Origin of the sequence: Nocardia arthritidis, from assembly GCF_011801145.1 — a bacterium.
Taxonomy (GTDB): domain Bacteria; phylum Actinomycetota; class Actinomycetes; order Mycobacteriales; family Mycobacteriaceae; genus Nocardia; species Nocardia arthritidis_A.
Genome location: NZ_CP046172.1, coordinates 3515010 through 3537187, shown reverse-complemented (window position 1 = coordinate 3537187; position 22178 = coordinate 3515010). Strand labels below are relative to the sequence as shown.

General features: G+C 68.7%; 19 protein-coding genes and 1 pseudogene. 10 read left to right on the top strand and 10 right to left on the bottom strand.

All coding sequences use genetic code 11. The annotated features are described in order from the left end of the window. Nucleotides 1–70: 70 nt before the first annotated feature. A pseudogene (locus F5544_RS47560) lies at nucleotides 71–163 on the bottom strand (helix-turn-helix domain-containing protein); the annotation flags it as partial. 203 nt (nucleotides 164–366) lie between these two features. Between F5544_RS47560 and F5544_RS15830 the strand changes: the two are divergent. After that, nucleotides 367–795 (top strand): tautomerase family protein, encoded by a 429-nt coding sequence (locus tag F5544_RS15830; RefSeq protein ID WP_167473899.1) that lies wholly within the window; start codon nucleotides 367–369, stop codon nucleotides 793–795. Between the two features lie 9 nt (nucleotides 796–804). On the opposite strand, the gene bioD is transcribed toward F5544_RS15830, so the two are convergent. Genes bioD through F5544_RS15815 form a run of 3 tightly spaced genes read right to left on the bottom strand, consistent with a single transcriptional unit; the run spans nucleotide 805 to nucleotide 3934 of the window. Then, nucleotides 805–1473: a dethiobiotin synthase gene (gene bioD, locus F5544_RS15825; RefSeq protein ID WP_167473898.1), complete on the bottom strand. Its 669-nt coding sequence runs from the start codon at nucleotides 1471–1473 to the stop codon at nucleotides 805–807. Further along, nucleotides 1470–2618 carry an 8-amino-7-oxononanoate synthase gene (locus F5544_RS15820; RefSeq protein ID WP_167479235.1) on the bottom strand — a complete coding sequence of 383 codons (1149 nt, stop codon included), beginning with the start codon at nucleotides 2616–2618 and terminating at the stop codon, nucleotides 1470–1472. The genes bioD and F5544_RS15820 overlap by 4 nt, the downstream gene beginning before the upstream one ends. Before the next feature lie 32 nt (nucleotides 2619–2650). Next, nucleotides 2651–3934: an adenosylmethionine--8-amino-7-oxononanoate transaminase gene (locus F5544_RS15815; RefSeq protein ID WP_167473897.1), complete on the bottom strand. Its 1284-nt coding sequence runs from the start codon at nucleotides 3932–3934 to the stop codon at nucleotides 2651–2653. A 128-nt stretch (nucleotides 3935–4062) separates the two neighbouring features. On the opposite strand from F5544_RS15815, the gene F5544_RS15810 reads away from it, so the two are divergent. Genes F5544_RS15810 through treY form a run of 3 tightly spaced genes read left to right on the top strand, consistent with a single transcriptional unit; the run spans nucleotide 4063 to nucleotide 9624 of the window. Next, nucleotides 4063–5013: a bifunctional helix-turn-helix transcriptional regulator/GNAT family N-acetyltransferase gene (locus tag F5544_RS15810; protein WP_167473896.1), complete on the top strand. Its 951-nt coding sequence runs from the start codon at nucleotides 4063–4065 to the stop codon at nucleotides 5011–5013. Nucleotides 5014–5071: 58 nt separating this feature from the next. Continuing rightward, the gene (gene glgX / locus F5544_RS15805; RefSeq protein ID WP_167473895.1) at nucleotides 5072–7195 is read left to right on the top strand and encodes a glycogen debranching protein GlgX; all 2124 of its coding nucleotides are present in this window, start codon (nucleotides 5072–5074) and stop codon (nucleotides 7193–7195) included. Between the two features lie 11 nt (nucleotides 7196–7206). Beyond that, the gene (gene treY, locus F5544_RS15800) at nucleotides 7207–9624 is read left to right on the top strand and encodes a malto-oligosyltrehalose synthase (RefSeq protein ID WP_238847264.1); all 2418 of its coding nucleotides are present in this window, start codon (nucleotides 7207–7209) and stop codon (nucleotides 9622–9624) included. A gap of 3 nt (nucleotides 9625–9627) precedes the next feature. Here the strand turns inward: treY and F5544_RS15795 are convergent, their stop codons facing one another. Then, the gene (locus F5544_RS15795; RefSeq protein WP_167473893.1) at nucleotides 9628–10683 is read right to left on the bottom strand and encodes an Lrp/AsnC family transcriptional regulator; all 1056 of its coding nucleotides are present in this window, start codon (nucleotides 10681–10683) and stop codon (nucleotides 9628–9630) included. A gap of 220 nt (nucleotides 10684–10903) precedes the next feature. Here F5544_RS15795 and F5544_RS15790 point away from each other — a divergent pair, with 220 nt between their 5' ends. Both F5544_RS15790 and F5544_RS15785 read left to right on the top strand, forming a co-directional pair. Next, nucleotides 10904–12472, top strand: a complete 1569-nt coding sequence (locus F5544_RS15790; protein ID WP_203217567.1) for an AbgT family transporter — start codon at nucleotides 10904–10906, stop codon at nucleotides 12470–12472. A gap of 30 nt (nucleotides 12473–12502) precedes the next feature. Continuing rightward, nucleotides 12503–13741: a M20 family metallopeptidase gene (locus F5544_RS15785; RefSeq protein WP_203217566.1), complete on the top strand. Its 1239-nt coding sequence runs from the start codon at nucleotides 12503–12505 to the stop codon at nucleotides 13739–13741. Here F5544_RS15785 and F5544_RS15780 read toward each other — a convergent pair. The 3 genes from F5544_RS15780 to F5544_RS15770 form a co-directional block, all read right to left on the bottom strand. Next, a complete protein-coding gene (locus tag F5544_RS15780; RefSeq protein WP_167473892.1) occupies nucleotides 13654–14778 on the bottom strand; it encodes a DUF2235 domain-containing protein in 1125 nt (374 codons plus the stop codon). The genes F5544_RS15785 and F5544_RS15780 overlap by 88 nt on opposite strands. 96 nt (nucleotides 14779–14874) lie before the next feature. Next, nucleotides 14875–15483 (bottom strand): MspA family porin, encoded by a 609-nt coding sequence (locus F5544_RS15775; RefSeq protein WP_238847263.1) that lies wholly within the window; start codon nucleotides 15481–15483, stop codon nucleotides 14875–14877. Nucleotides 15484–15560: 77 nt separating this feature from the next. Continuing rightward, nucleotides 15561–15809: an inositol monophosphatase family protein gene (locus tag F5544_RS15770; protein WP_238847262.1), complete on the bottom strand. Its 249-nt coding sequence runs from the start codon at nucleotides 15807–15809 to the stop codon at nucleotides 15561–15563. Here F5544_RS15770 and F5544_RS45960 point away from each other — a divergent pair. After that, nucleotides 15799–15966, top strand: coding sequence for a hypothetical protein (locus tag F5544_RS45960; protein ID WP_203217728.1), 168 nt, complete (start codon nucleotides 15799–15801; stop codon nucleotides 15964–15966). The genes F5544_RS15770 and F5544_RS45960 overlap by 11 nt on opposite strands. Nucleotides 15967–15985: 19 nt before the next feature. Continuing rightward, nucleotides 15986–18676, top strand: a complete 2691-nt coding sequence (locus tag F5544_RS15765; protein WP_167473891.1) for an ATP-binding protein — start codon at nucleotides 15986–15988, stop codon at nucleotides 18674–18676. Nucleotides 18677–18829: 153 nt separating this feature from the next. On the opposite strand, the gene F5544_RS15760 is transcribed toward F5544_RS15765, so the two are convergent. Then, nucleotides 18830–19027, bottom strand: a complete 198-nt coding sequence (locus tag F5544_RS15760; protein ID WP_167473890.1) for a hypothetical protein — start codon at nucleotides 19025–19027, stop codon at nucleotides 18830–18832. Nucleotides 19028–19110: 83 nt separating this feature from the next. On the opposite strand from F5544_RS15760, the gene F5544_RS15755 reads away from it, so the two are divergent. Further along, a complete protein-coding gene (locus F5544_RS15755; RefSeq protein WP_167473889.1) occupies nucleotides 19111–19545 on the top strand; it encodes a nitroreductase family deazaflavin-dependent oxidoreductase in 435 nt (144 codons plus the stop codon). Between the two features lie 51 nt (nucleotides 19546–19596). Continuing rightward, nucleotides 19597–20952 carry a threonine ammonia-lyase IlvA gene (gene ilvA, locus F5544_RS15750; protein WP_167473888.1) on the top strand — a complete coding sequence of 452 codons (1356 nt, stop codon included), beginning with the start codon at nucleotides 19597–19599 and terminating at the stop codon, nucleotides 20950–20952. Between the two features lies 1 nt (nucleotide 20953). On the opposite strand, the gene F5544_RS15745 is transcribed toward ilvA, so the two are convergent. After that, nucleotides 20954–22174, bottom strand: a complete 1221-nt coding sequence (locus F5544_RS15745) for a serine hydrolase domain-containing protein (protein WP_167473887.1) — start codon at nucleotides 22172–22174, stop codon at nucleotides 20954–20956. Between the last annotated feature and the right edge of the window lie 4 nt (nucleotides 22175–22178).

The window sequence follows — 22178 nt, the reverse complement described above, 5'->3', positions numbered from 1 at the left end:
GAAGCAACCGTTCGCCCGCCGGCGTCAGCCGGACATGATGGGTGGATCGATCGAAAAGTTGTTGTCCCAGCTCCGCTTCCAACGCTTTGATGCGTTGACTCAGCGGGGGCACCGCCATATGGAATTCCTGCGCCGCCCTCGTGAAGTTTAGTTCCCGTGCCACCGCAAGGAAGTAGCGTAGGTGATGAATCTCCACATCCGCCAGCGTAGCTCGGTGTTATCACGCTGGTCATGCTGTCGGATCCGATTGGACATTCCACGCCGCACCGGCCCGTCATACCGTGGATTCAGTAACAGGTTCAGGTCCCTCGCCGCGGCGGCCGACGAGGACGCACACGAACAGCGAACTAATAGAGGAGGATTGAAATGCCGTTCTATCAATGCCTGGTTCCCGCGGGATCACTGGATGCCGACACACGGACCGAGCTGGCGGAAGCCATTACCGACGTGCACACTTCCCTGACCGACGCCCCGCGCGGATTCGTCAACGTCCTGTTTGTCGAGTACGATCCGGAAGCCTATTTCACCGCCGGTAAGCCGAACAGATGCACCGTGATCAACGGCACAATTCGAGCGGGCCGTGATCATAAAGTGCGTACCGAACTGCTCACGAAATTATCCGAGGCATGGACTTCCCTGACGGGCCAAGATCCGACGACGCTCATCGTCGGGCTGAACGAGGTCGACCCGACCTCCGTTATGGAGGCGGGGGTGATCCTGCCCGCCCCCGGCGATGAACAAGCCTGGATCGAGCTCAACAGCGCCAAACTCGGCGAACGGCTCTCGGCGAGGTAGATCGAGCCCCTACGGCAGCCAACCGGGTGCGATCCATCCCGGTGCGGCGGCGGTGAACCGCTCCCGGTCCCACGCCCCGACGCCCTCCGGAATGGACCCGACAACCGGCACCCCGGTAACCCGCGGCAGATCGTCCCGGTTGCATTCCGATGCCAGATCCGGTGCGGCAGGCCAAGACCCGATCACCAGCCCCGCGCACCGCACCCCCGCGAATTCCAGTGCCCGTGTGGTCAACTCACTGTTATTCAACGTCCCGAGACCGGAGGCGACCACCAAAAGCACTGGCGCGTCGAGCTTGCGTGCCAGATCCAGCAGCGTGAAATCGCCCAGTCGCACCAGCAACCCACCCGCGCCCTCGACCAGGGTCAGGTCGAAGGTATCGAATTCCGCGATGGCCGAGGCTGTTTCGGCCAAGGTCAGCTCGCGCATCCCCGCGCGACGCGCTGCGGTGTCCGGCGCGAGCGGTTCGGGATACCGGGCGAGTTCCAAGCCGCCGCCGATCCCGGTGAGCCGTTCGATCTCCGCCAGATCGCCGGGTTCTCCGGGCGCGACACCGGTTTGCGCGGGTTTGCAGACGGCGACGGATCGCCCGGCCGCGCGCGCGGCGGCCGCCACCGCCGCGGTGACCACCGTCTTGCCGACCTCGGTCGAGGTTCCGGTGACGAACAGCAAACTCATGCGTGCACCACATCCAATCCGCGGGCCGAGGCCAGCACTTCATTCAAAACCGTTGCGATGGTGTCGATTTCACTGTCGGTGAGATTCGCCCGCGCGGTGAGCCGCAGCCGCGACGTGCCTTCGGGCACCGACGGCGGCCGGAAACAGCCGACGTCCAGACCCTTGGCCCGGCAGGCCTGCGCGGCATCGTAGGCGACCTGCGCCTCGCCGAGCACCACCGAGACCACCGCCGAATCCGGCTGTGCCACACCGGCGATGCGCGCGATCTCGGCCGCCCTGTCCAGCACCCGCCCCGCCATGCCCGGGTCTCGGCGCAGCAGCCGCAGCGCCGCCCGCGCCGCGCCGACCGCGGCCGGGGCCAGACCGGTGTCGAAGATGAAGGTGCGGGCCGCGTCGATCAGGTGCGCACGCACCCGGGCATCCGCCAGCACGACACCGCCTTGTGCGGCAAGGGCTTTCGACAGTGTCGCGGTGATCACCAAGTCCGGTTCACCGGCCAGGCCCGCCTCGTGCACCAGCCCGCGCCCGCCGCTGCCGCGCACGCCGAGCCCGTGTGCCTCGTCGACGACGAGCACCGCGCCGTTCGCCCGCACCACCCGGTGCAGGTCGGCCAGCGGCGCCAGGTCGCCGTCGGCGCTGAATACCGAATCGGTCAACACCAGCGCCCGCTCCTCGGTGCGCGCGGCCAGCATCCGGTCGACGGCCGCGACATCGCGGTGCGGCGCGATCTCGACCCGCGCCCTGGACAACCGGCAGGCGTCCACCAGCGAGGCATGGCTGCCCGCATCGGATACGACCAGCGCGCCGCGCCCGGCCAGCGCGGTCACCGCGCCGAGGTTGGCGGCGTAGCCGGAGGCGAAGACCAGCCCGGCCTCGGCCCCGACGAAATCGGCGAGTTCGCGCTCGAGCAGTTCGTGTTCGGTGGTGGTGCCGGTGACCAGGCGCGATCCCGTCGAACCCACACCCCAGCGGTGTACGGCGGCGATCGCGCCCGCGATCACCTCCGGATGCCGCACCAGCCCCAGATAGTCGTTGGAGGCCAGGTCGATCGACGGCGTTTCGGCGCGGCGCGGCCGCAGTTCCCGGCGCAGCCCGGCGGTCCTGCGCTCGGCCGCGCGCTCATCCAACCAGCTCAGCGGATCCATAGTCACAGCTCGGCAGCCTACTTGAACATCGTTCAAGATGACATCCCCACTGCTCGGACCGCCGCGGATATGCCGCGGGCGATGGTGGCGATATCCGCCGAATCGCTGACGAACGGCGGCATCGTGTAGATCAGATTCCGGAAGGGCCGCAGCCAAACCCCTTCGGCGACAAGGGCTTCGGTGGCCACCCGCATATCGACGGGACGGTCCAGCTCCACCACCCCGATCGCGCTGAGCACCCGCACGTCCGCCACGCCGGGTAGGTCGCGCACCGGCTCGAGCCCCACGGTGAGCTCCGATTCGATGCGCGCCACCTCGGCGCGCCAATCCCGTTGTCGCAGTAGCTCTATCGAGGCGACGGCGACCGCGCAGGCGAGCGGATTACCCATGAACGTCGGCCCGTGCATCAGGCCGCCGTGCCCGGCGCTGATGGTTTCGGCGATCCGCGATGTGCACAGCGCGGCGGCCAGCGACAGATATCCGCCCGTGATGGCCTTGCCGACACACATCACGTCCGGACTCACCCGGGCGCTGTCGGCCGCGAAAAGCGTTCCGGTGCGGCCGAATCCGGTGGCGATCTCGTCGAATACCAGCAGCACCCGGTGCTCGTCGCACAGCCTGCGCAGCTCGTTCAGGTAATGCGGGTGATGCCAGCGCATTCCGCCCGCGCCCTGCACGATCGGCTCGACGATGACGCCCGCGAGTTCGTGCGCGTGCGCCGCGAAGGCCCGCTCCAGCTCCGCGACATACGCCTCGTCGAAATCGCGCGGCGGCCGCGGCACGAAAACCTGTTCGGCCAGGATGTCGGTCCACAGCGAGTGCATGCCGCCCTGCGGATCGCAGACGCTCATCGGGGTGAAGGTGTCGCCGTGGTAGCCGCCGCGCCAGGTGAGCATCCGCCGCTTGCCGGACTCGCCGAGCGAACGCCAATATTGCAGGCACATTTTCACCGCGACCTCGACCGAGACCGAACCCGAGTCGCAGAGGAAGACCTTGTCCAGTCCGGCGGGCGTGAGCTCGACGAGCAGTTCGGTGAGCCGGGCCGCCGGTTCGTGGGTGAGCCCGCCGAACATCACGTGGCTCATCTTCTTCGCCTGTTCGGCCAGCGCCGCGTCCAGCACGGGGTGGCGGTAGCCGTGGATGGCCGCCCACCAGGAGCTCATGCCGTCCACCAGCTCGCGACCGTCGGCGAGGGTGAGCCTGGTGCCCGCCGCGCTCGCGACGACCAGCGGTTCGGTACTTGCGGGAAATCCACCGTATGGGTGCCAGACGTGTTTGGCGTCGATGGCGGAGATTTCGTCCGGAGTCAATGCCACAGGAATCCTCGTGGTAGCGCCGCTTGAACGGCGTTCAAGTTACCAGTCGAGCTGCGCGGCGGGCGAATTTCCACCAAGATGCGCCGCCGCGGCATATCCTTTGACTCAGTCAAACAATAGGAGTCGCCGTGACTGCCGTCGCCGCCACCGATATCGCCGCCGTCCGCGCCTTCAACCGCCGATACACCCGCGTCATCGGGGTGCTCGGCGCGGGTCTGGTGGATACCGATTACTCGCTCACCGAGGCCCGAATCCTGTTCGAGCTGGCCAGTTCCGGATCCACCGAAACCATCCGGCTGCGCCAGGAACTCGGCCTCGATCCCGGCTATCTCAGCCGCATTCTCACCCGGTTCAAACAGCGCGGCCTGATCGAGAGCGGCCGCTCCAGCACCGACGCGCGCCGGCAGGAGGTGCGCCTCACCAGTCGTGGCCGCGCCGAATTCGCCCTGTTGAACCGGCGTTCCAGCGCCGACGTCGGGAAACTACTCGGGGCGCACCCGCCCGCGGACCGCACCGAACTCCTCGCCGCCATGCGGACCATCCAGGACATCCTGGACCGTCCCGCCGCCGCGTCCGCGCCCGCGTTCACCCTGCGCGAGCCGCAGGCGGGCGAGTACGGCTGGGTGCTGCAGCGCCACGCCGCCCTCTACGCGGCCGAATATGGTTGGGACGCAACATATGAGGCACTCATCGCGCGCATCCTGGCCGACTACCTCGACAATCGCGATCCGGCGCTGGAGCGCGCCTGGATCGCCGAGGTGGGCGGCCGTCCCGCGGGCAGCGTCTTCTGCGTCCGCGAGGATGACACCACCGCACGCCTGCGCCTGCTGCTGGTCGAACCGAGCGCCCGCGGCCTCGGCGTCGGCTCGGCGCTGGTCGACGCCTGCCTGGACTTCGCGACCGAGGTCGGCTACCGCGATATGGTCCTGTGGACCAACGACGTGCTCGCCTCGGCCCGGCACATCTACCAGCGCGCCGGATTCGAACTGGTGGAGTCCACCCCGCATCACAGCTGGGGCGTCGACCTGATCGGCCAGACCTGGCGAAAGTCCTTGATCCGGGTACCGGAGCCCAGCTGACGCGCCCGTCCACAACCACCCGCACGAGCCGGACCGCCGCTGCCGCTACTGTCGTAGCATGGCCCAGCCCGACGTAGCGCCCGGTGATGTGACACCCCTCGGTGTCTGGCCGGGCACCGCATATCCATTGGGCGCGACCTATGACGGCGCCGGCACCAATTTCTCGGTGTTCTCGGAGGTCGCCGACGCGGTCGAGCTGTGCCTGATCGGCGCGGACGGCACCGAATCCAGGATCGCGCTCGACGAGGTGGACGGCTATGTCTGGCATGCCTACCTACCCGGCATCGGCCCCGGCCAGCGCTACGGCTACCGGGTGCACGGCCCGTACGATCCGGCGCGCGGATTCCGTTGCGACCCAAGCAAATTGCTGCTCGACCCGTACGGCAAGGCGTTCGACGGCGATTTCGACGACAATCCGGCGCTCTACACCAACGGCCTGGATTCGCTCGGCCACACCATGGCCGGGGTGGTGATCAACCCGTTCTTCGACTGGGGCGCCGACCGTTCGCCGAACCGCCCCTATCACGAGACGGTGATCTACGAGGCGCACGTCAAGGGGATGACCATCACCCATCCCGAGGTGCCGGACGAATTGCGCGGCACCTACGGCGGTCTCGCGCATCCGGCGATCGTCGACCATCTGCGCGGCCTCGGCGTCACCGCGATCGAACTGATGCCGGTGCACCAGTTCCTGCACGACCGGATGCTGCTGGACCAGGGTCTCCGAAACTACTGGGGCTACAACAGCTTCGGCTACCTGGCCCCGCACAACGAGTACGCGGCGGTCAAGCGCGCGGGCTCGGCGGTGACCGAATTCAAGGCGATGGTGCGGGATCTGCACGCCGCGGGCATCGAGGTGATCCTCGACGTGGTGTACAACCACACCGCCGAGGGCAATCACCGCGGCCCGACCATCGCCTTCCGCGGCATCGATAACGCGGCCTACTACCGCCTCGTCGACGAAGACCCTTCGCACTACATGGATTACACGGGCACCGGCAACAGCCTCAACGTGCGCCACCCGCATACGCTGCAGCTGATCATGGATTCGCTGCGGTACTGGATCCTGGACATGCGCGTCGACGGCTTCCGCTTCGATCTGGCCGCGACCCTGGCCAGGGAGCTGCACGACGTGGACCGGCTGTCCACGTTCTTCGATCTGGTGCAACAGGATCCGGTGGTGAGCCAGGTGAAGCTGATCGCCGAGCCGTGGGACGTCGGCGAGGGCGGCTACCAGGTCGGCAATTTTCCGGGTCTGTGGACCGAGTGGAACGGCAAATACCGTGACACGGTGCGCGATTACTGGCGGGGTCAGCCCGCGACGTTGGGCGAGTTCGCCTCCCGGCTCACCGGATCCTCGGATCTGTACGAGGCCACCGGGCGCCGCCCGAGCGCCAGCATCAACTTCGTCACCGCGCACGACGGGTTCACGCTGCGAGATCTGGTGTCCTACAACGAAAAACACAACCAGGCCAACGGCGAGGACAACCGGGACGGCGAGAGCTACAACCGGTCGTGGAACTGCGGTGCCGAGGGGCCGACCGACGATCCGGCGATCAACGCCCTGCGGGAGCGGCAGAGCCGCAATCTGCTCGCGACGCTGATCCTCAGCCAGGGCACGCCGATGCTGCTGCACGGCGACGAGATGGGCCGCACCCAACAGGGCAACAACAATGCCTACTGCCAGGATTCGCCGCTGGCCTGGATGGATTGGTCGCTGCGGGAGACCAATGCGGATCTGGTCGAGTTCACCCGCGCGGTGATCGCGCTGCGCACCGCGCATCCGATCTTCCGGCGCAGGCGTTTCCTGGAGGGCCGCCCGATCCGCGCCGAGGACCATTTCACCCGCGATATCGCCTGGCTCACCCCGACCGGCGCGGAGATGACGCTCGCGGACTGGGACAACGGATTCGGCCGGTCGCTGACGGTCTACCTCGACGGCGACGGCATCCACGAAAAGGGCCCCCGCGGCGAACGCATCACCGACGACTCGTTCCTGCTGTGTTTCAACGCGCACGACGCCGCCATCGATTTCGCGCTACCCGGCCGGGATTACGGCGCAAGATGGTCTGTCGCACTCGACTGTTCGTCACCCACCGGCCGGGCCGACGCGGAGTACGCCGCGGCGGCCACCGTCACCGTCCCCGACCGCTGCCTGCTCGTCCTCCGCCGGACCGCATGACCGACACGACTATGAACGAGACACATCTCACCGAAGCCATGTCCCTGCGCCGCAAGCCGGCCCGGCCGACCACCGTGCGCAGCACCTACCGGCTGCAATTGCGCCCCGACGCGCTGACCTTCACCGAGGCCCGCGCGATCGCGGAATACCTGCAGCAGCTGGGCATTTCGCATCTGTACCTGTCGCCGATCCTCACCGCGGCGCGCGGTTCGACGCATGGCTACGACGTCACCGATCCGACAACGGTCGCGGCCGCGCTCGGCGGGCCGCTCGGGTTGAAGGCGCTGGCCGACGAGGTGCGCAGCCGCGGTATGGGCCTGATCGTGGACCTGGTGCCCAACCATGTCGGGGTCGCCGATCCGCGCCAGAACCCTTGGTGGTGGGACGTTTTGCGCAACGGCAAGGAGTCGGCGTTCGCGCACTACTTCGATATCGACTGGAGCCCGGGCAACGGCGCGGGCGGCAGGCTGGCGCTGCCGGTGTTGCAGGGCGAGAACGATCCCGCCGCGCTGACGGTGGACCGCAGCGGCCCGGAACCCATGCTGGCGCTGCACGATCTGCGCTTCCCGATCGCGCCGGGCACCGACGGCGACAACGCGCTGCGCATACACGACAAGCAGCATTACCGCCTGGTGAGCTGGAAGGCCGGCGTGTGCACCTACCGCCGGTTCTTCGCGGTGAGCAGCCTCGCGGCGATCCGTCAGGAGGATCCCGAGGTCTTCGACATCACCCATCGCGAGCTGGCCGCCTGGTGCGAACATGACTTGATCGACGGCGTGCGGATCGATCATCCGGACGGATTGTCTTATCCCGCAACCTATCTGGCACGGCTGCGCCGGATCATCGGCCCGCACCGGCTACTACTTGTCGAGAAGATCCTGGCCAACCGGGAACCGCTGGACGCGACCCTGCCGGTCGACGGCACCACCGGATACGACGCGCTCGCCGACGTCGGCGGCGTGCTGATCGATCCGGCCGGTGAGCAGACGCTCACCGAACTGTCCCGCCGCTTCGCCGGACACGGCAGCGACCGCGCCTGGATCGGCGAGACCGAGCACCGGATCAAGCGGGCGGTCGCGGAGAACCTGCTGGCCCCGGAGATCAGGCGGCTGGTGGCCGCGATCAAACGCGATGCGGGCGCGGAGAGTTTCGACACGATGGCGCTCACCAACGCGACCATCGAGGTGCTCGCCTTCATGCCGGTCTATCGCGTCGACTACGCGCCGCTGGCCGGGATGACCGGCGCGGTGATCGCGGAGGTGGAGAAGCGCAACAGCGAACTCACCGCACCGCTGAGCGTGCTGGTGGCCGCGCTGGCCGCGGAGGGCGAGACCGCGATGCGGTTCAGCCAGGTCTGCGGCGCGATCACCGCGAAGTCCGTCGAGGACACCATGTTCTATCAGGCGGCCAGGTTGGTCTCACTGCAGGAGGTCGGCGGCAATCCGGCCCGATTCGGCCACTCGCTCAACGAATTCCACCTCGCCAACAGTGAGCGCGCGCAGCGCTGGCCCGCCACCATGACCACGCTGTCCACCCACGACACCAAGCGTGGCGAGGATGTGCGCGCCCGCATCGGCGTGCTGTCGCAGGTCGCCGAGACCTGGGCGCGCGCGGTGGAATCCTGGCACGAGACCCTGCCGAGCCCGGACGGCGCGACCTCGCTGTTCTTGTTGCAGAACATGTTCGGCGTCTGGCCCGCCGACGGCCGCCCCGCCTCCTCGGTGCCGGGTCTGCGTGAGCGACTGCATATGTTCGCGGAGAAGGCGATTCGCGAGGCCGGCGTGCACACCTCTTGGGAGGAGCCGGATTCGGAGTTCGAGTCGGCCGTGCACGCCTGGCTGGACGCGGTGATCGACGGCCCGGTCGGCATCGAGATCGGCGACCTGGTGCACGAGCTGGCCCCGCACGCCTGGTCGGATGCCTTGGCGCAGAAGCTACTTCAGCTCTGCGGTCCCGGTATCCCGGATATCTACCAGGGTTGCGAGCTCTGGGAGGATTCGCTGGTGGACCCGGACAATCGCCGCCCGGTGGATTTCGCGGCTCGTGCGGGTCTGCTGCAATCCCTCACCGGCACACCGGCTTTGGATACCACGGGCGCGGCCAAGATGTGGATCGTCGCGTACGCGCTGTGGTTGCGCCGCGAGCGGCCCGACTGCTTCGTCGGCGGCAGCTACCTGCCGCTGTTCGCGTCGGGCGAGCACGCGGGCAGGTTGGTCGCCTATGCCCGCGGCCGGGTCGGCTCGGAGCCGGAGGTGCTGGTGGCGGCCACCAGGCACAGCGTCGGGCTGGGCGAATCCGGTTGGGGCGATACGACTTTGGATCTGCCCGAGGGCAACTGGACCGACCGGCTCACCGGCCACACCTTCCAGGGCCGGGCCCGGCTGGAGAAGCTGTTCGCCCGGCTGCCGGTCGCCCTGCTGGTGCGCTGACGCTCAGGCGGGCCGCAGCAGCCGGGTCGGGAAACCCGGCACGGGTGCGCCCAGGTAGGCGCCGTCGCGGGTCATCCAGTAGCGGCGGACCACCTGCACCGCGATGCGGGTGTCCACCGCGGTGATGCCGGGATAGCCGCCGAGTTCTGCGGTGATGAATTCGGCGAGTTCCTGCTCGTCGCGGAAGACCGCCGTGTGCACGACGGAGGCCGAACCCGCGACCATCGCGACCAGGCGAGCCGAGGGGTGACGGCCGAGCCGGTCGAGGATTTCCGGGATCGCGCTCGGCTCGGCGGTCAGCGCGAATATCGCCTCCAGGCGGTGGCCGAGCGCGGCGGGTTCGATCTCGACGCGCGGCGATACCGTTCCGCTCTCCAGTAGCGACTGGGTCAGCCGGTAGGCGGCGGACCTGCTGATATCGAGTTCGCGAGCCACCTCGGCAGCCGAGACCCTGCCGTCGGCGGCGAGCAGTTCCACCGCGCGCAACTCCAGCTCACCGAGTTCGCTCAACCGGGTGGCGCGCGGCTCGGTGATCCGCACGCCGTGCGCGCTCAACTGCGTCTCCTGCGCCCGGGTGAGCCGAGGCAATCGCCATGAGTGCCCGACCTTTTCGGCGCGCAGCACCAACTGCGACTCGACCGAGACCAGGCCGGGCAGGCCGGGCAGCCGCCTGGTGAGCAGGTCGAGGACGTCGGTGCCGATCAGCGGATACACCGAGCAATACAGATCGGCGCTGCCGGTGGTGACGATGATGGTCTGCACCTGCGGCAGCTCGGCGATGCGGGCGGCCACCTCGTGCACCTGCCCCGGCAGGCAGCGCAGCCATACCAGGCGCGGGTAGGCGGTGGCGAACAGCGGCCAGTCGAGGCGGCCGATGACGCGCAGCAGATTTTCCTCGCGCAGCCGGGTCATCCGGCGGGTGATGGTGCTCGGGGAGCTGCCGATCACCTCGGCGAGCACATTGACCGGCGCCCGGGGCGCGAGTTGCAGCGCCGCGACCAGGTCGAGATCGACATCGTCGAGCGGCAGCTCCGCCGCGGGCACCAGGTTATTCGGCATCGGTCGATCATAGACCGCAATAATTCCGGTCTAAACCACCGTCGTTGACCTACCAGATGACACATGTCATCATCATCAAACTAATTTGTGGCACAAACAACCACCGCATCGCCATCGCGGTGGGCGGGTCCGCCGCCTCGGGATAATTCCGGGGTTCGCCGACCCGGGTGCCGGTCAGGTCGAGCAGTACGACCGGACCAGAAGAGAGTGGACACACGGCATGACTGAACCCGCCGTCGGCACACCGACGATCGACACACCAACCAACCGTCAGACCTCGGTGCTGCAGCGCGCGCTGGCCTCGATCGAGCGGGTCGGCAACAAACTGCCACATCCGTTCTGGCTGTTCGTGATCCTGACCGCGGTGGTGGTCCTGGCCAGTTGGCTGCTCGCGACCTTCAATGTCTCCGCCATCACGCCGGGCAGCGGCAAACGCGTCGAGGTCAGGAATCTGATCTCCGGCGACGGCCTGCACATGATGATCGGCGACCTGATCAAGAACTACGTCAACTTCCCGCCGCTCGGCCTGATCGTCGTCGTCATGCTCGGCGTCGCGGTCGCGGATAAGACCGGGCTGCTCGCCGCGCTGATGCGCGCGTCGCTGGCCAGGGTGCCCGCCCGGTACGTCAGCCTCGCGGTCGCGGTGGTCTGTATGTTCGCCCAGGTCGCGGCCGATGCGGCATTCGTGGTGATGATCCCGCTCGCGATGGTCGCCTTTCGCGCGGTCGGCCGGAGTCCGGTGCTCGGTGCGGTCGTCGCCTTCGTCGCGGTCGGCGGCGCGCACAACATCAGCCCGGTGCTGATCCCCGCGGATCCGGTGTTCGCGGGCATCGCCACCTCGGCGGCGCACACCATCGATCCGTCCTATGTGGTCACGCCGACCTCCAATTACTACTTCTCCGTGGTGTCCTCGCTGGTGCTCGCGGTGACCATCGCCGTCGTCACCGAATTGGTGGTCGCGCGGCGGGTCGCGGTGATGAACGCCGAGGAACCGGAATCGACCGACGCCGAGGAGTTGCCGGACATGTCCGTGTCCGCGCTCGAGATCAAGGGGATGCGCTGGGCGCTGGCCTCGGGGGCGATCTTCCTGGTCGCACTGGCGCTGGCGGTGCTGCCGTACGGTTCGCCGTTGCGCGGCAAGGGCGGCGCGATCGTGAACTCGCCGCTGATGGAGGGTGTCGCGGTCTTCCTGATGTTCTTCTTCATCGTGATCGGCACGGTGTACGGCATCGTCATCGGCAAGATCCGCACCTCGCGGGATCTGCCGGACATGATGGTCGGCGGCCTGAAGGAACTGGCGCCCGTGCTGGTGCTGTTCTTCACCATTTCGCAGTTCCTGGCCTATTTCCAGTGGACCAACCTCGGCTCGGTCATCTCGATCCACGGCGCCGAACTGCTGAAGAATATCGGCGCGAGCCCGGTGCTGATCTTCATCGGCGTCGTGCTGCTGGTCAGCGCGATGACCCTGCTGCTGACCAGCGGCTCGGCCATGTGGGCGCTGGTCGCGCCGATCCTGGTGCCGATGCTGATGCTGCTGCACATCCACCCCGAGACGACGATGGCGCTGTTCCGCATCGCCAACGCGCCGGTGCACAGCATCACGCCGATGAGCCCGTACTTCGTGATGGCGCTCGGCTTCATCCGCCGCTACCGGCCGACGGCCGGGATCGGCACCCTGATGTCGCTGGTATTGCCGCTCGCCGTGGTCGACCTAGTGGTCTGGCTGCTGATCTTCCTGGCCTGGTACTGGCTGGGTATTCCGCTCGGACCCGGGGCACCCGTCTCGTAGCCGCACCCGAACTATCAAGGAGAACCGAACGTGACCTCCGATCCGCTACCCGACCTCGTGTCCTGGATCGACGAGCACAACAGCGAACTCATCGCCGACCTGCGCACCCTGGTCGAATCCGAAACACCGAGCGGCGACAAGGCATTGCTCGACGCGATGGCGGACCAGCTCACCGCCTGGCTGCCCGAACGACTCGGCCCCGTCTACACGACCCGCCACCGGCTCGCGCGATACGGCGATGCCCTGGACGTGATCGTGCCCGGCGACGGCACGAACGTCGTGCTCATCGTCTGCCACTACGACACCGTCTGGCCGGTGGGCACCCTGGCCGCGCGACCGTTCTCCGTCGAAGACGACCGGGCCACCGGCCCCGGCATCTTCGATATGAAATTCGGTATCGCCCAAAGCGTTTGGGCGGTGCGGGCGCTGCAAAGCCTCGAATTGCCGCGGCCGACAGTGCGATTGCTGCTCACCGGCGACGAAGAGATCGGCTCGCCCGCGTCCCGGCCCCATATCGAACGGGCCGCCACCGACGCGATCGCGACCTTCGTGACCGAACCGGGCGGCGCCGGCTGGGCGGTGAAGACGGAACGCAAAGGCACCGGCGACTTTACGATTTCGGCGACGGGCGTGGAGGCGCACGCCGGGCTGGAGCCGACCCGCGGCGCCAGCGCGATCCACGCGCTCGCCGATGTCATCCGGCAACTGCTCGACGCCGCGGATCCGCAGCGGGGCACCACCGTCAATGTCGGGCTGATCGGCGGCGGCTCGGCCCGCAACGTGGTCGCCGGCCACGCCGAATGCCAGGTGGACGTCAGAATCGCCGATCCGGCCGAAATACCGCGCATGGACCGGGTTTTCGCGCGGCTGCAACCGCCGGATCCGCGCGTGCGGCTGGATATCTCCGGCGGCTGGCGGCGCCCGCCCATGGTGACGACTCCGGCGAGCCGCGAGTTGTTCGAGCTCGTCGACGCCGTCGCGCGGCGGTTGCGCGGGCCGCTCACCCACCCGCCGGTCGGCGGCGCCAGCGACGCCAACCTGATCGCGGCGCTCGGGCGCCCGGTGATCTGCGGCATGGGCGCCACCGGCGGCGGTGCGCACGCCCGTGACGAGCATATCGCGCTGGCCGATGTCACCGATCGCACCGCGCTGCTCGCTGGGTCGATCAATCGCCTTGCGGCTCAGGCCAGTTCGGTCTTCTCGATGAGTTCTTCGGGGAATGCGCCGTCCAATTCGTCGCGCCAGCTGCGCACGTTGGGCGGGGCGTAGTCGCGCACATCCTGGGTACTGGAGGCGATGCGGACGCACCGATCGGTCGGCAGGCACAGCCGCCGCCACGAATCCCGTTGGAAGCGCCGGTTTCTCGGATGCCGCATGGCGCGCATGAGGTTGAGCACCCGGTAGGCCGCCGAGAGCGAGTTGTGCAGATGTAGGTGGCGGTCCTTGGCTCGGCATTCGGCGGCCAGATGGTTCAGCCGGTCCACGTCGAAGACCAGCCCGACCTCCTCGGCCTCCCGAATCATCCAGCGCAGCGTGATATCCGAGAGCCCGCATTCGCGGTAGCCGCCGCCGATATCGCTGTGCACGCCCTCGAACCAGACCTGCTTGACCCGCTCGATTCGCTTGCTGTACTTGATATTCGGCACCACCGGCACCTCCCACAGGCAGGGCTCGAAGATGCGGCGGCGCTCATCGATGGCCAGGGCTTGGCGCGCGCAGTGCACATTGGGGGTGAGTCGCACGTCGTGGAAGCCGCGCCGGAACGCGCCGAGGCCCGGCACCCCGAGCGCGCCGACAGTGTCGAAGACACCGAGAAAGTCGATCTTGATCGGATGCTGGCAGTGGCGCTCACGGAAATCCCGCCACGCTGCGGGTTCCACGCCGTCGGCGGGTAATGGCCAGCGGTAGATCCGCAGCGCGTTCGGATATTCGCCGCCGATCATGGCCGCGGGCGTCAGCAGCCCGACCCGGTGGATCAACCCGGCCAGGCTGCGCGCGGTGTACGCGCCGCGGCTGAAACCGAAGATGTAGATCTCGTCGCCGGGCTCCCAGTTCAACGCCAGATGCCAGTAGGCCGCGGAAAGATTGGCATCCAACCCGAGCCCGAACGCGCCACCCATCAACCGATCGGCCAGGAATCCGCGCGCACCCGGCCCCGACACATAGCTGACCCATTGCTGAATGCGCTGCCCCAACGGCCCCTTCGCGTCGAAGGCGACCGTCTCGGCGATCTTGATGATGTTGGAAACCGTTGTGCTCGACTCCGCTTTCCAGGTGCCGTCACAGCAAACAACCAGGCGTTTCATGAGCCCATCCTCCCGCAGGACACACCGCGTGACGTGCGTACCGAACTACTCGATTCATCGCACGGGGACGCCGGGTGTTAATCGGGATTCCGGTCCTCAGAGCCAGGTCGGGTCGCCGAATACCGCGGCGGAGTCGTCCACCTCGGGGGATTTGACGTCGGCATACGTGTACTCCCGCAGGGTGACGGGGCCGGTACACGCGTTGACGACGATATGGAAATCGCGCACGCTCAGCTGGGTCAGCTTGCCGGGTACCAGATCCTTGTCCATCAGCGCGATCTCCTTGATCTCACCGGGGGTGAGGTTGATCGTCGCGACGGGATTCGGATTGAAGCTGGGCTGCTGGCCGATGACCAGGTCGGGCGTCGCGCCGAGCGTGCCCGCGCCGATGGTCACCGCGCAGCCGACGTGGTAGCCCACCCGCAGCTTGCCGCCGGACGCACCCTGGGCGATGCTGTAGCCGATCACCGTGACCAGCGCCTCCCGGCTGGTGCCGACCTGGTTCAGCGGCGCGATCCGGTTGATCTTCTCCCCCTTGGCCCCGACGATGAAGTGCATCGCGTTGTTCGGCGAGACGAAGCTGCGCTCGTGCGGCGGCATGGTGATGATCTCCGCGCGCGCCGGTACCGCGGCCACCACCGCGCACGCACCGGCGACGGCGGCACACGCGGTGACCAGGATCGCCCTCATGCGATTGGACGGCATGCCGTGAACTTTAGTAGCCGCTAGCTATTCATCCAGTAAATGACACGCGCCGAAACGGGCTTATGGCACAAGCCGTCTCACGCCGGTGCGAGAGCGCGTACGGCGAGCGAAACCAGACCGGACGGTCCGACGAGGAAACTGTCCGCATCCGGCGTCCACGGCGCACCGGCGCAGGTGCGCACCGAGGCGCCCGCCTCGCGAGCCACCAGCGCCGGGCCGAGCAGATTGGCCGGATCCACGCCGAACTGCCAGAACAGATCCAGCCGCCCCGCCGCCACGTCGGCGATCTGCCAAGCGGTCGGGCCGAGGTTGCTGGTGCACGGCACGCTCGCGACCACCGGTGTGACGAACCTGTCGGTGGCCGTGTTCTGCCGGGACAACGCCGAGTTGTACTGGTTCGTCACCGGGCTCGGCGCGTACGACATTCCGGCGGCCGAGGTCACCGTGGTCGCGACCGCGGTCAAGCGCGCGGGCCGGTCCTGATCCCGTTACGGTTGGGGACATGCTCCACGGAAGACAGGCCGAACAAGAACGAATCGATCGCCTGCTCGAGGGAGCGAAGGAGGGGCGCAGCGGGGTGCTCGTACTGCGCGGCGAGCCGGGTGTCGGCAAGACCGCGCTGCTGGAATACGCCGCCGCACAGGGCTTCCCGACCGTACGCAGCACCGGGATCGAATCCGAGGCCGAATTGCCCTTCGCCGCACTGCATCTGCTGCTGCGACCCGGACTGCACCTGCTCGACTCGCTGCCCGGCCCGCAGCGGGACGCGCTGCGCGGCGCGTTCGGCCTGGCCCACCGGGACCCCGGGGACCGGATGTTGGTCGGGCTCGCGGTGCTCTCGCTGCTCGCCGAGGAGACGGCGGCGGGTCCGCTGCTGTGCGTGATCGACGACGCGCACTGGCTGGACCGGGCCACTGCGGAAACGCTGCTGTTCGTGGCGCGCAGGCTGGCCGACGAGGGTGTGGTGATGTTGTTCGCGACCCGCGCCGGGGCCACCGATTTCCCCGCGCCGGGACTGCCCGAACTGCGCGTCGGCGGGTTGAGCCAGGAGTCGGCGGCGGCGCTGGTCGACGAGCGCGCACCCGATCTCGCGCCCGCGCTGCGTTACCGGCTGTTGGTCGAGGCCGCGGGCAATCCCCTTGCGCTGCTCGAACTTCCGGCGCTGCTGGCGGCGGAGGCGCCGAACTCCGGCCCGAATCCGCTGCCGCTGACCCAGCGTCTGCTCGTCGCGTTCAACGGTCAGGTCGGCCGCCTGCCCGCCGCCACCCGAACGCTGCTGGTGCTGGCCGCCGCGGCGGGCACCGACGAGCTCGGCCCGACGCTGCTGGCGGGCGCCGAAATGGGAGTCCTGCTCGCCGATCTCGAACCGGCGCAGTCGGCGGGGCTGGTGCGCACCGACGGACGCACCTTGACTTTCCGGCATCCGCTGCTGCGCTCCGCGATCTATCAGGGCGCGCCACTGGCCCAACGGATTTCGGCACATCGCGCACTCGCCGACGCGCTCACCGCGCCCGCCGACGCCGACCTGCGCGCCTGGCAGCTGGCCTCGGCGGCCACCGGCCCGGACGAAAACGCCGCCGCCGCACTGGAAGACACCGCCGACCGGGCCCGCGGTCGCAGCGGCTACTCCGGCGCCGTCGCCGCATACGAGCGCGCCGCCAGCCTCAGCACCGATCCGGCGGCCCGGGTGCGCAGGCTGCTGCTCGCCGCCGAAACCGCGGGCGAGGCCGGACAATTGGAGCGAGCCAGGGAGCTGGCCGAACGAACCGCCGCGCAAACCGCCGACCCGGCCGTCACCGCCCGGCTCGATGTGGTCATGGCGACCGCGGAATTCGCAGCGGGCAAACACCTTTCGGCACACCGACTGCTGCTGGCCGGCGCCGAGTCGGTGCGCGAAAGCGATCCGGCAAGGGCTGCACGCATGCTCGTCCAAGCCGCGCACGCCGCCTGGTATCTGGGCGCGACCGAACTCGCCGAGGTGACCGGCCGGCTCACCGAATTGCCGCTGCCCCAATCCGATCCGATGACGCCGATCGCCCGCTACCTGGTCGCGGGCATCGAGGCCCGCTTCGTCACCGACCTGCGCGACGCCGCCGCGGCGGCCCGCGCCAACGGCGCCGACAGCCCGCGCGATCTGGTGCAGATGTGCGGTATCGGCCTCGCCGTCGGCCAGGACGATCAGGTCGCCGAGCTGACCCGCGCGCTGCTCGCGGAATGCCGTGCGCAGGGCAGACTTTCGCCGCTGCCGACGCTGCTGTTCTTCCGGGCCGAGGCCGAACTGTTCCTCGGCCGCCCCTGCGAGGCCGGGATCGCCGCGGCGGAGGGTCTGCGCATCGCCGAGGACCTCGGACAGGGACAGTGGGTCAGTCAGCTGTGCAGCTTCCTGGCCTATCTCGCCGCGCTCGAAGGCCGCGAAACCGACTGCCACGACCTGGCAGGCCGCGCGCTGGCCGAGGAATTCGGCGGTACCGCCGCCGCGGGCGCACCGTGGGCGCACGCCGCGCTCGGCCTGCTCGACCTCGGCTACGGCCGGGTGGAAAGCGCGCTGTCCCGCTTCGCACCGCTCACCGTCGAACCGGCCCGCCACCACGTCATCGGCGCGCGGACACTGCCCGATCTCGTCGAATCCGCGGTGCGCCTCGGCGATTCCGCCCGCGCGGGCGACGCGCTCATCCGCTTGTCGGCGTGGGCCGAAGCGGCACAACAGGATTGGATAGCCGCCACGGCAGCCCGCTGCCGCGCGCTCACCGCACCCGACAGCGCGGCTGATACCCATTTCCAGGAGGCGCTGCGGCTCGGCGGCCGCCCGTTCGAACAGGCCAGAACGCAACTGCTGTACGGCGAATGGCTGCGCAGGGCGAAACGCAAAACCGACGCCAGGGTCCAATTACAGCTCGCCATGGAAACTTTCGACCGCCTGGACGCCGCCCCGTGGGCCGACCGCGCCCGCACCGAACTCGCCGCCCTCGGCGTCGGCGCCACCCCCAAACCGGCGAACGGCGTGCTGGCCAAGCTCACACCGCAGGAGTTGCAGATCGTCCGGCTGGCCGCACAGGGCCTGTCGAACCGGGATATCGCGGCGCAGTTGTTCTTGAGCCCGCGAACGGTGGGGCATCACCTTTACAAGGCGTACCCGAAGCTGGGTGTGGTGTCGCGCGGCGAACTCAGCGATCTACCGCTCGAAGCGGAGTGAACGCATCCGCCGCTACCGGTTGGTCGATAACGCCGCACCCCGGCTCGAAAGTGGACACCCCGTACACCCAATGCACGGTTCGAAGACGGGGTGCGGCAGCCTCATTTCACCTACCACCGACCCACCCCGCCGATCCCCCGAAAGCCCAACGCCCTAACGACGCCGCGCCACCGCCCCGACAATCCACCGCACTGCGGCGACCCCGGCCGCGGCCAGCACCGCTATCTCCATCGACCCGGTGATCAGCGCGAGAACAAGGCAGCTCACCACGCCCGCGGCCAATGCCTCGAGCTTGTATGTCGGCCACGCGGTGCCCGCGATGTCAACCGTTTCTGGGTGAACCACTGCCATCAATAGAGGATATGCGGACGGAAAAGTTCGGTCCACCCAACTTTGCCGGGAATATCTGTGATTCCGGCAACGTTACGGCGTCCATGCCACTTAAAGGAGAGTACGCACCGTCGCCGTCGGATTGGGCCCGTGAGCAGGCGGAGGCCATCGAGAACTCCGGCGGCGCGGAGGGCGGGACACACGAGGGCAAGCCGGTGATCGTGCTGACCACGGTCGGCGCGAAGACCGGCAAATTGCGCAAGACCGCGCTCATGCGGGTGGAACACGGCGGCGAATACGCCGTCGTCGCCTCGCTCGGCGGCGCACCGAAGAATCCGGTCTGGTACTACAACATCAAGAAAGAACCGCACGTCGAACTCCAGGACGGCGCGGTGACCAGGGATTACACCGCCCGCGAGGTATTCGGCGAGGAGAAGGCGCTGTGGTGGGAGCGCGCCGTCGAGGCCTGGCCCGACTACGCGAACTACCAGACGAAGACCGATCGCCAGATCCCGGTTTTCGTACTCACCCCGCGCTGACCGGCCCACCCGCCGCGCCCCGGCCGCGCGGCGGGTGGCAGCATATTTCGGGTGTCCGATCCGCTTGATCTCCTCGACGCACTGTCCACATCCCGTCCCGCGCTGAGCGCGGACGAGATCGATGCTGCCGCCAAGCGAATCGCCGACATTATCGAGCCGACCCCGCTACAGCGCAGCGACCGGCTCTCGAAGCTGACCGGCGCCGAAATCTATCTCAAACGCGAGGATCTCGGCGTAGTCCGCTCCTACAAGCTGCGCGGCGCGTACAACCTGGTGGTCCAGCTCACCGAGCAGGAACGGGCCGCGGGCGTGGTGACGGCCAGCGCGGGCAATCACGCGCAGGGCGTCGCCTTCGCCTGCCACGCGATGCGGATCAAGGGCCGCATCTACGTCCCGGCCACGACACCCAAGCAGAAGCGCGACCGCATCCGGGTGCACGGCGGTGAATTCGTCGAGCTCATCGCGGTCGGCGAAACCTACGATGCCGCGGCGGCCGCGGCGGCCGCCGATGTCGAGCGCACCGGGGCCACCATGGTGCCGCCGTTCGACGATGTCCGCACCGCCGCGGGCCAGGGCACCATCGCCGCCGAAATCCTGGAACAGCTCGGCGCCGCACCGGATCTGGTGGTCGTCCCGGTCGGCGGTGGCGGCTGCCTCGCGGGCATCGGCACCTATCTGCGCGAAAGGGCCCCGCACACCGGCATTCTCGGCGTCGAGCCGGCCGGCGCGGCCTCGATGACGGCGGCGCTGGTCGCGGGCGGCCCGGTGACGCTGCCGGAGATCGATCCGTTCGTCGACGGCGCCGCGGTGCGCCGGATCGGCGCGGTGCCCTACGCCGCGGTGTCCCGCTTCGGCGGCCGAGTGGTCTCGCACGCCTCGCTGCCGCTGCTCACCGCCACCGAATCACCCAGCGGCGCAGGCGCTTTCCGAATGATGCAGGTGGACGAGGGCGCCATCTGCACCACCATGCTCGAGCTCTACCAGAACGAGGGCATCATCGCCGAACCGGCGGGCGCGCTGGCCACCGCCGCGCTCGCGGAGATCCGGGTCGAACCCGGTTCGACGGTGGTGTGCCTGGTTTCCGGCGGCAATAACGACGTGTCCCGCTACGGCGAGATCATCGAGCGCTCGCTGGTACACAAGGGGCTCAAGCACTATTTCCTGGTCGACTTCCCGCAGGAGCCGGGCGCGCTGCGGCGCTTCCTGGACGAGGTGCTGGGCCCGGACGACGACATCACCATGTTCGAGTACGTCAAGCGCAACAACCGGGAAACCGGTGCGGCGCTGGTGGGTATCGAACTCGGCGCCCCGGACGGGCTCGCCGCGCTGCTGCAACGGATCGACGCGTCCCCGATCCAGTGCGAACGGTTGGAGCCGGGCTCGCCCGCGTACCGCTACCTGACCTGAGTCAGGCCGCGCGGCGCGCCTCGGTGGCCTCGGCCCGGCGCGCGCTGCGCAACCCGCGCACCGCGAGCGGCAGGATCCACGCGGCCGCGGACATATCCAACGGCAGCAGCCCGACCGAGAGCCGGTTGTGCACGAATCCGACCGACAGACCGAGCCGCGGGTCGGCCCAGCCGAACGATCCGCCGAGGCCGACATGCCCGAATCCGGTGCGGGCGCCCGGAATCGGCAACGAGTGGTAGCCGAGACGCCACATCATCGGCGTGTAGAACAGCGCCCGGTCGAGGCGATAGGTCTCGACCTTGCCGATCGCCCGCAGCGTCGCCGGGCTCAGGTACTGCCTGCCCTCGTACATACCGGTCGCGACCGCGCCGTACATGGTGGCCAGACCGTCCGCGGTGCAGACGCCGTTGCCCGCGCCGAGTTCGGTGTCCAGGATCGCCGGTTCGGCGCTCTCCAGGATCGCCTCCAGGCCGGGTAGGAACAGCGCCCTGGTGGCCGCGCCCGCCGCGCCGGGCACCAGGTGCGTCCGGCCGAGCACCTGCGCGACCAGCGGATTCCGGATCGAGCTCAGCTGCGTTCCGGCCAGCGGGGCATAGGTGGTGGCGGAGGCGGCGGGCGGACGGCCGAGGTGGATGCCGTCTGTGCCGAGCGGTTCGGCGATCTCGGTGCGAAAGAGTTCGGCCATGCCTCGCCCGGTGATGGCGCGGGCCAGGCCCGCGAGCAGCCAGCCGTAGGTGAGCGCGTGATAGGACGGCGTGCCGAGCAGGCGATCCGGTTTCGCGGCGGCCAGGCGCTCCTCCATGAGCCGGTGGTCGAGCACCTCGGCCGCGCTCGTCGCCAGCGCGCCGACCGAGCCGAGCCCGGCACTGTGGGTCATGATCTGCCGCACCGTGATTCGCGCCTTACCGTTGGCCGCGAACTCCGGCCAGTACTCGGCCACCGGTGCGGCGTAGTCGAGCAGCCCGCGGTCGGCCAGCCGGTGGATGACGGTCGCGGTGACGCCCTTCGTCGCGGAGAAGATGATGGCCCCCGTGTCGGCGGTCCACGGCCCGGCGCCCGCGCTACCGGTCCAGATATGCACGAGCGGCACCCCGTGCCGGTGCACGGCCAGCGCGCCGCCCGCACCGCGGCGATGACCGAAGGCCCGTGCGAAAGCGCGGACCAGCGGGGCGAATTCGGCGGCGGCGTACCCGCCGACCCCTGGCACAGCGTCATTGCTCATCTCT

What these genes read in the sequence shown, in the direction of transcription:
- F5544_RS15830 (WP_167473899.1), top strand. Translation starts at nt 367, where the DNA reads ATGCCGTTCTATCAATGCCTGGTTCCCGCGGGATCACTGGATGCCGAC.
- bioD (WP_167473898.1), bottom strand. Translation starts at nt 1,473, where the DNA reads ATGAGTTTGCTGTTCGTCACCGGAACCTCGACCGAGGTCGGCAAGACG.
- F5544_RS15820 (WP_167479235.1), bottom strand. Translation starts at nt 2,618, where the DNA reads ATGGATCCGCTGAGCTGGTTGGATGAGCGCGCGGCCGAGCGCAGGACC.
- glgX (WP_167473895.1), top strand. Translation starts at nt 5,072, where the DNA reads ATGGCCCAGCCCGACGTAGCGCCCGGTGATGTGACACCCCTCGGTGTC.
- treY (WP_238847264.1), top strand. Translation starts at nt 7,207, where the DNA reads ATGAACGAGACACATCTCACCGAAGCCATGTCCCTGCGCCGCAAGCCG.
- F5544_RS15795 (WP_167473893.1), bottom strand. Translation starts at nt 10,683, where the DNA reads ATGCCGAATAACCTGGTGCCCGCGGCGGAGCTGCCGCTCGACGATGTC.
- F5544_RS15790 (WP_203217567.1), top strand. Translation starts at nt 10,904, where the DNA reads ATGACTGAACCCGCCGTCGGCACACCGACGATCGACACACCAACCAAC.
- F5544_RS15780 (WP_167473892.1), bottom strand. Translation starts at nt 14,778, where the DNA reads ATGAAACGCCTGGTTGTTTGCTGTGACGGCACCTGGAAAGCGGAGTCG.
- F5544_RS15775 (WP_238847263.1), bottom strand. Translation starts at nt 15,483, where the DNA reads ATGCCGTCCAATCGCATGAGGGCGATCCTGGTCACCGCGTGTGCCGCC.
- F5544_RS15765 (WP_167473891.1), top strand. Translation starts at nt 15,986, where the DNA reads ATGCTCCACGGAAGACAGGCCGAACAAGAACGAATCGATCGCCTGCTC.
- F5544_RS15760 (WP_167473890.1), bottom strand. Translation starts at nt 19,027, where the DNA reads ATGGCAGTGGTTCACCCAGAAACGGTTGACATCGCGGGCACCGCGTGG.
- F5544_RS15755 (WP_167473889.1), top strand. Translation starts at nt 19,111, where the DNA reads ATGCCACTTAAAGGAGAGTACGCACCGTCGCCGTCGGATTGGGCCCGT.
- F5544_RS15745 (WP_167473887.1), bottom strand. Translation starts at nt 22,174, where the DNA reads ATGAGCAATGACGCTGTGCCAGGGGTCGGCGGGTACGCCGCCGCCGAA.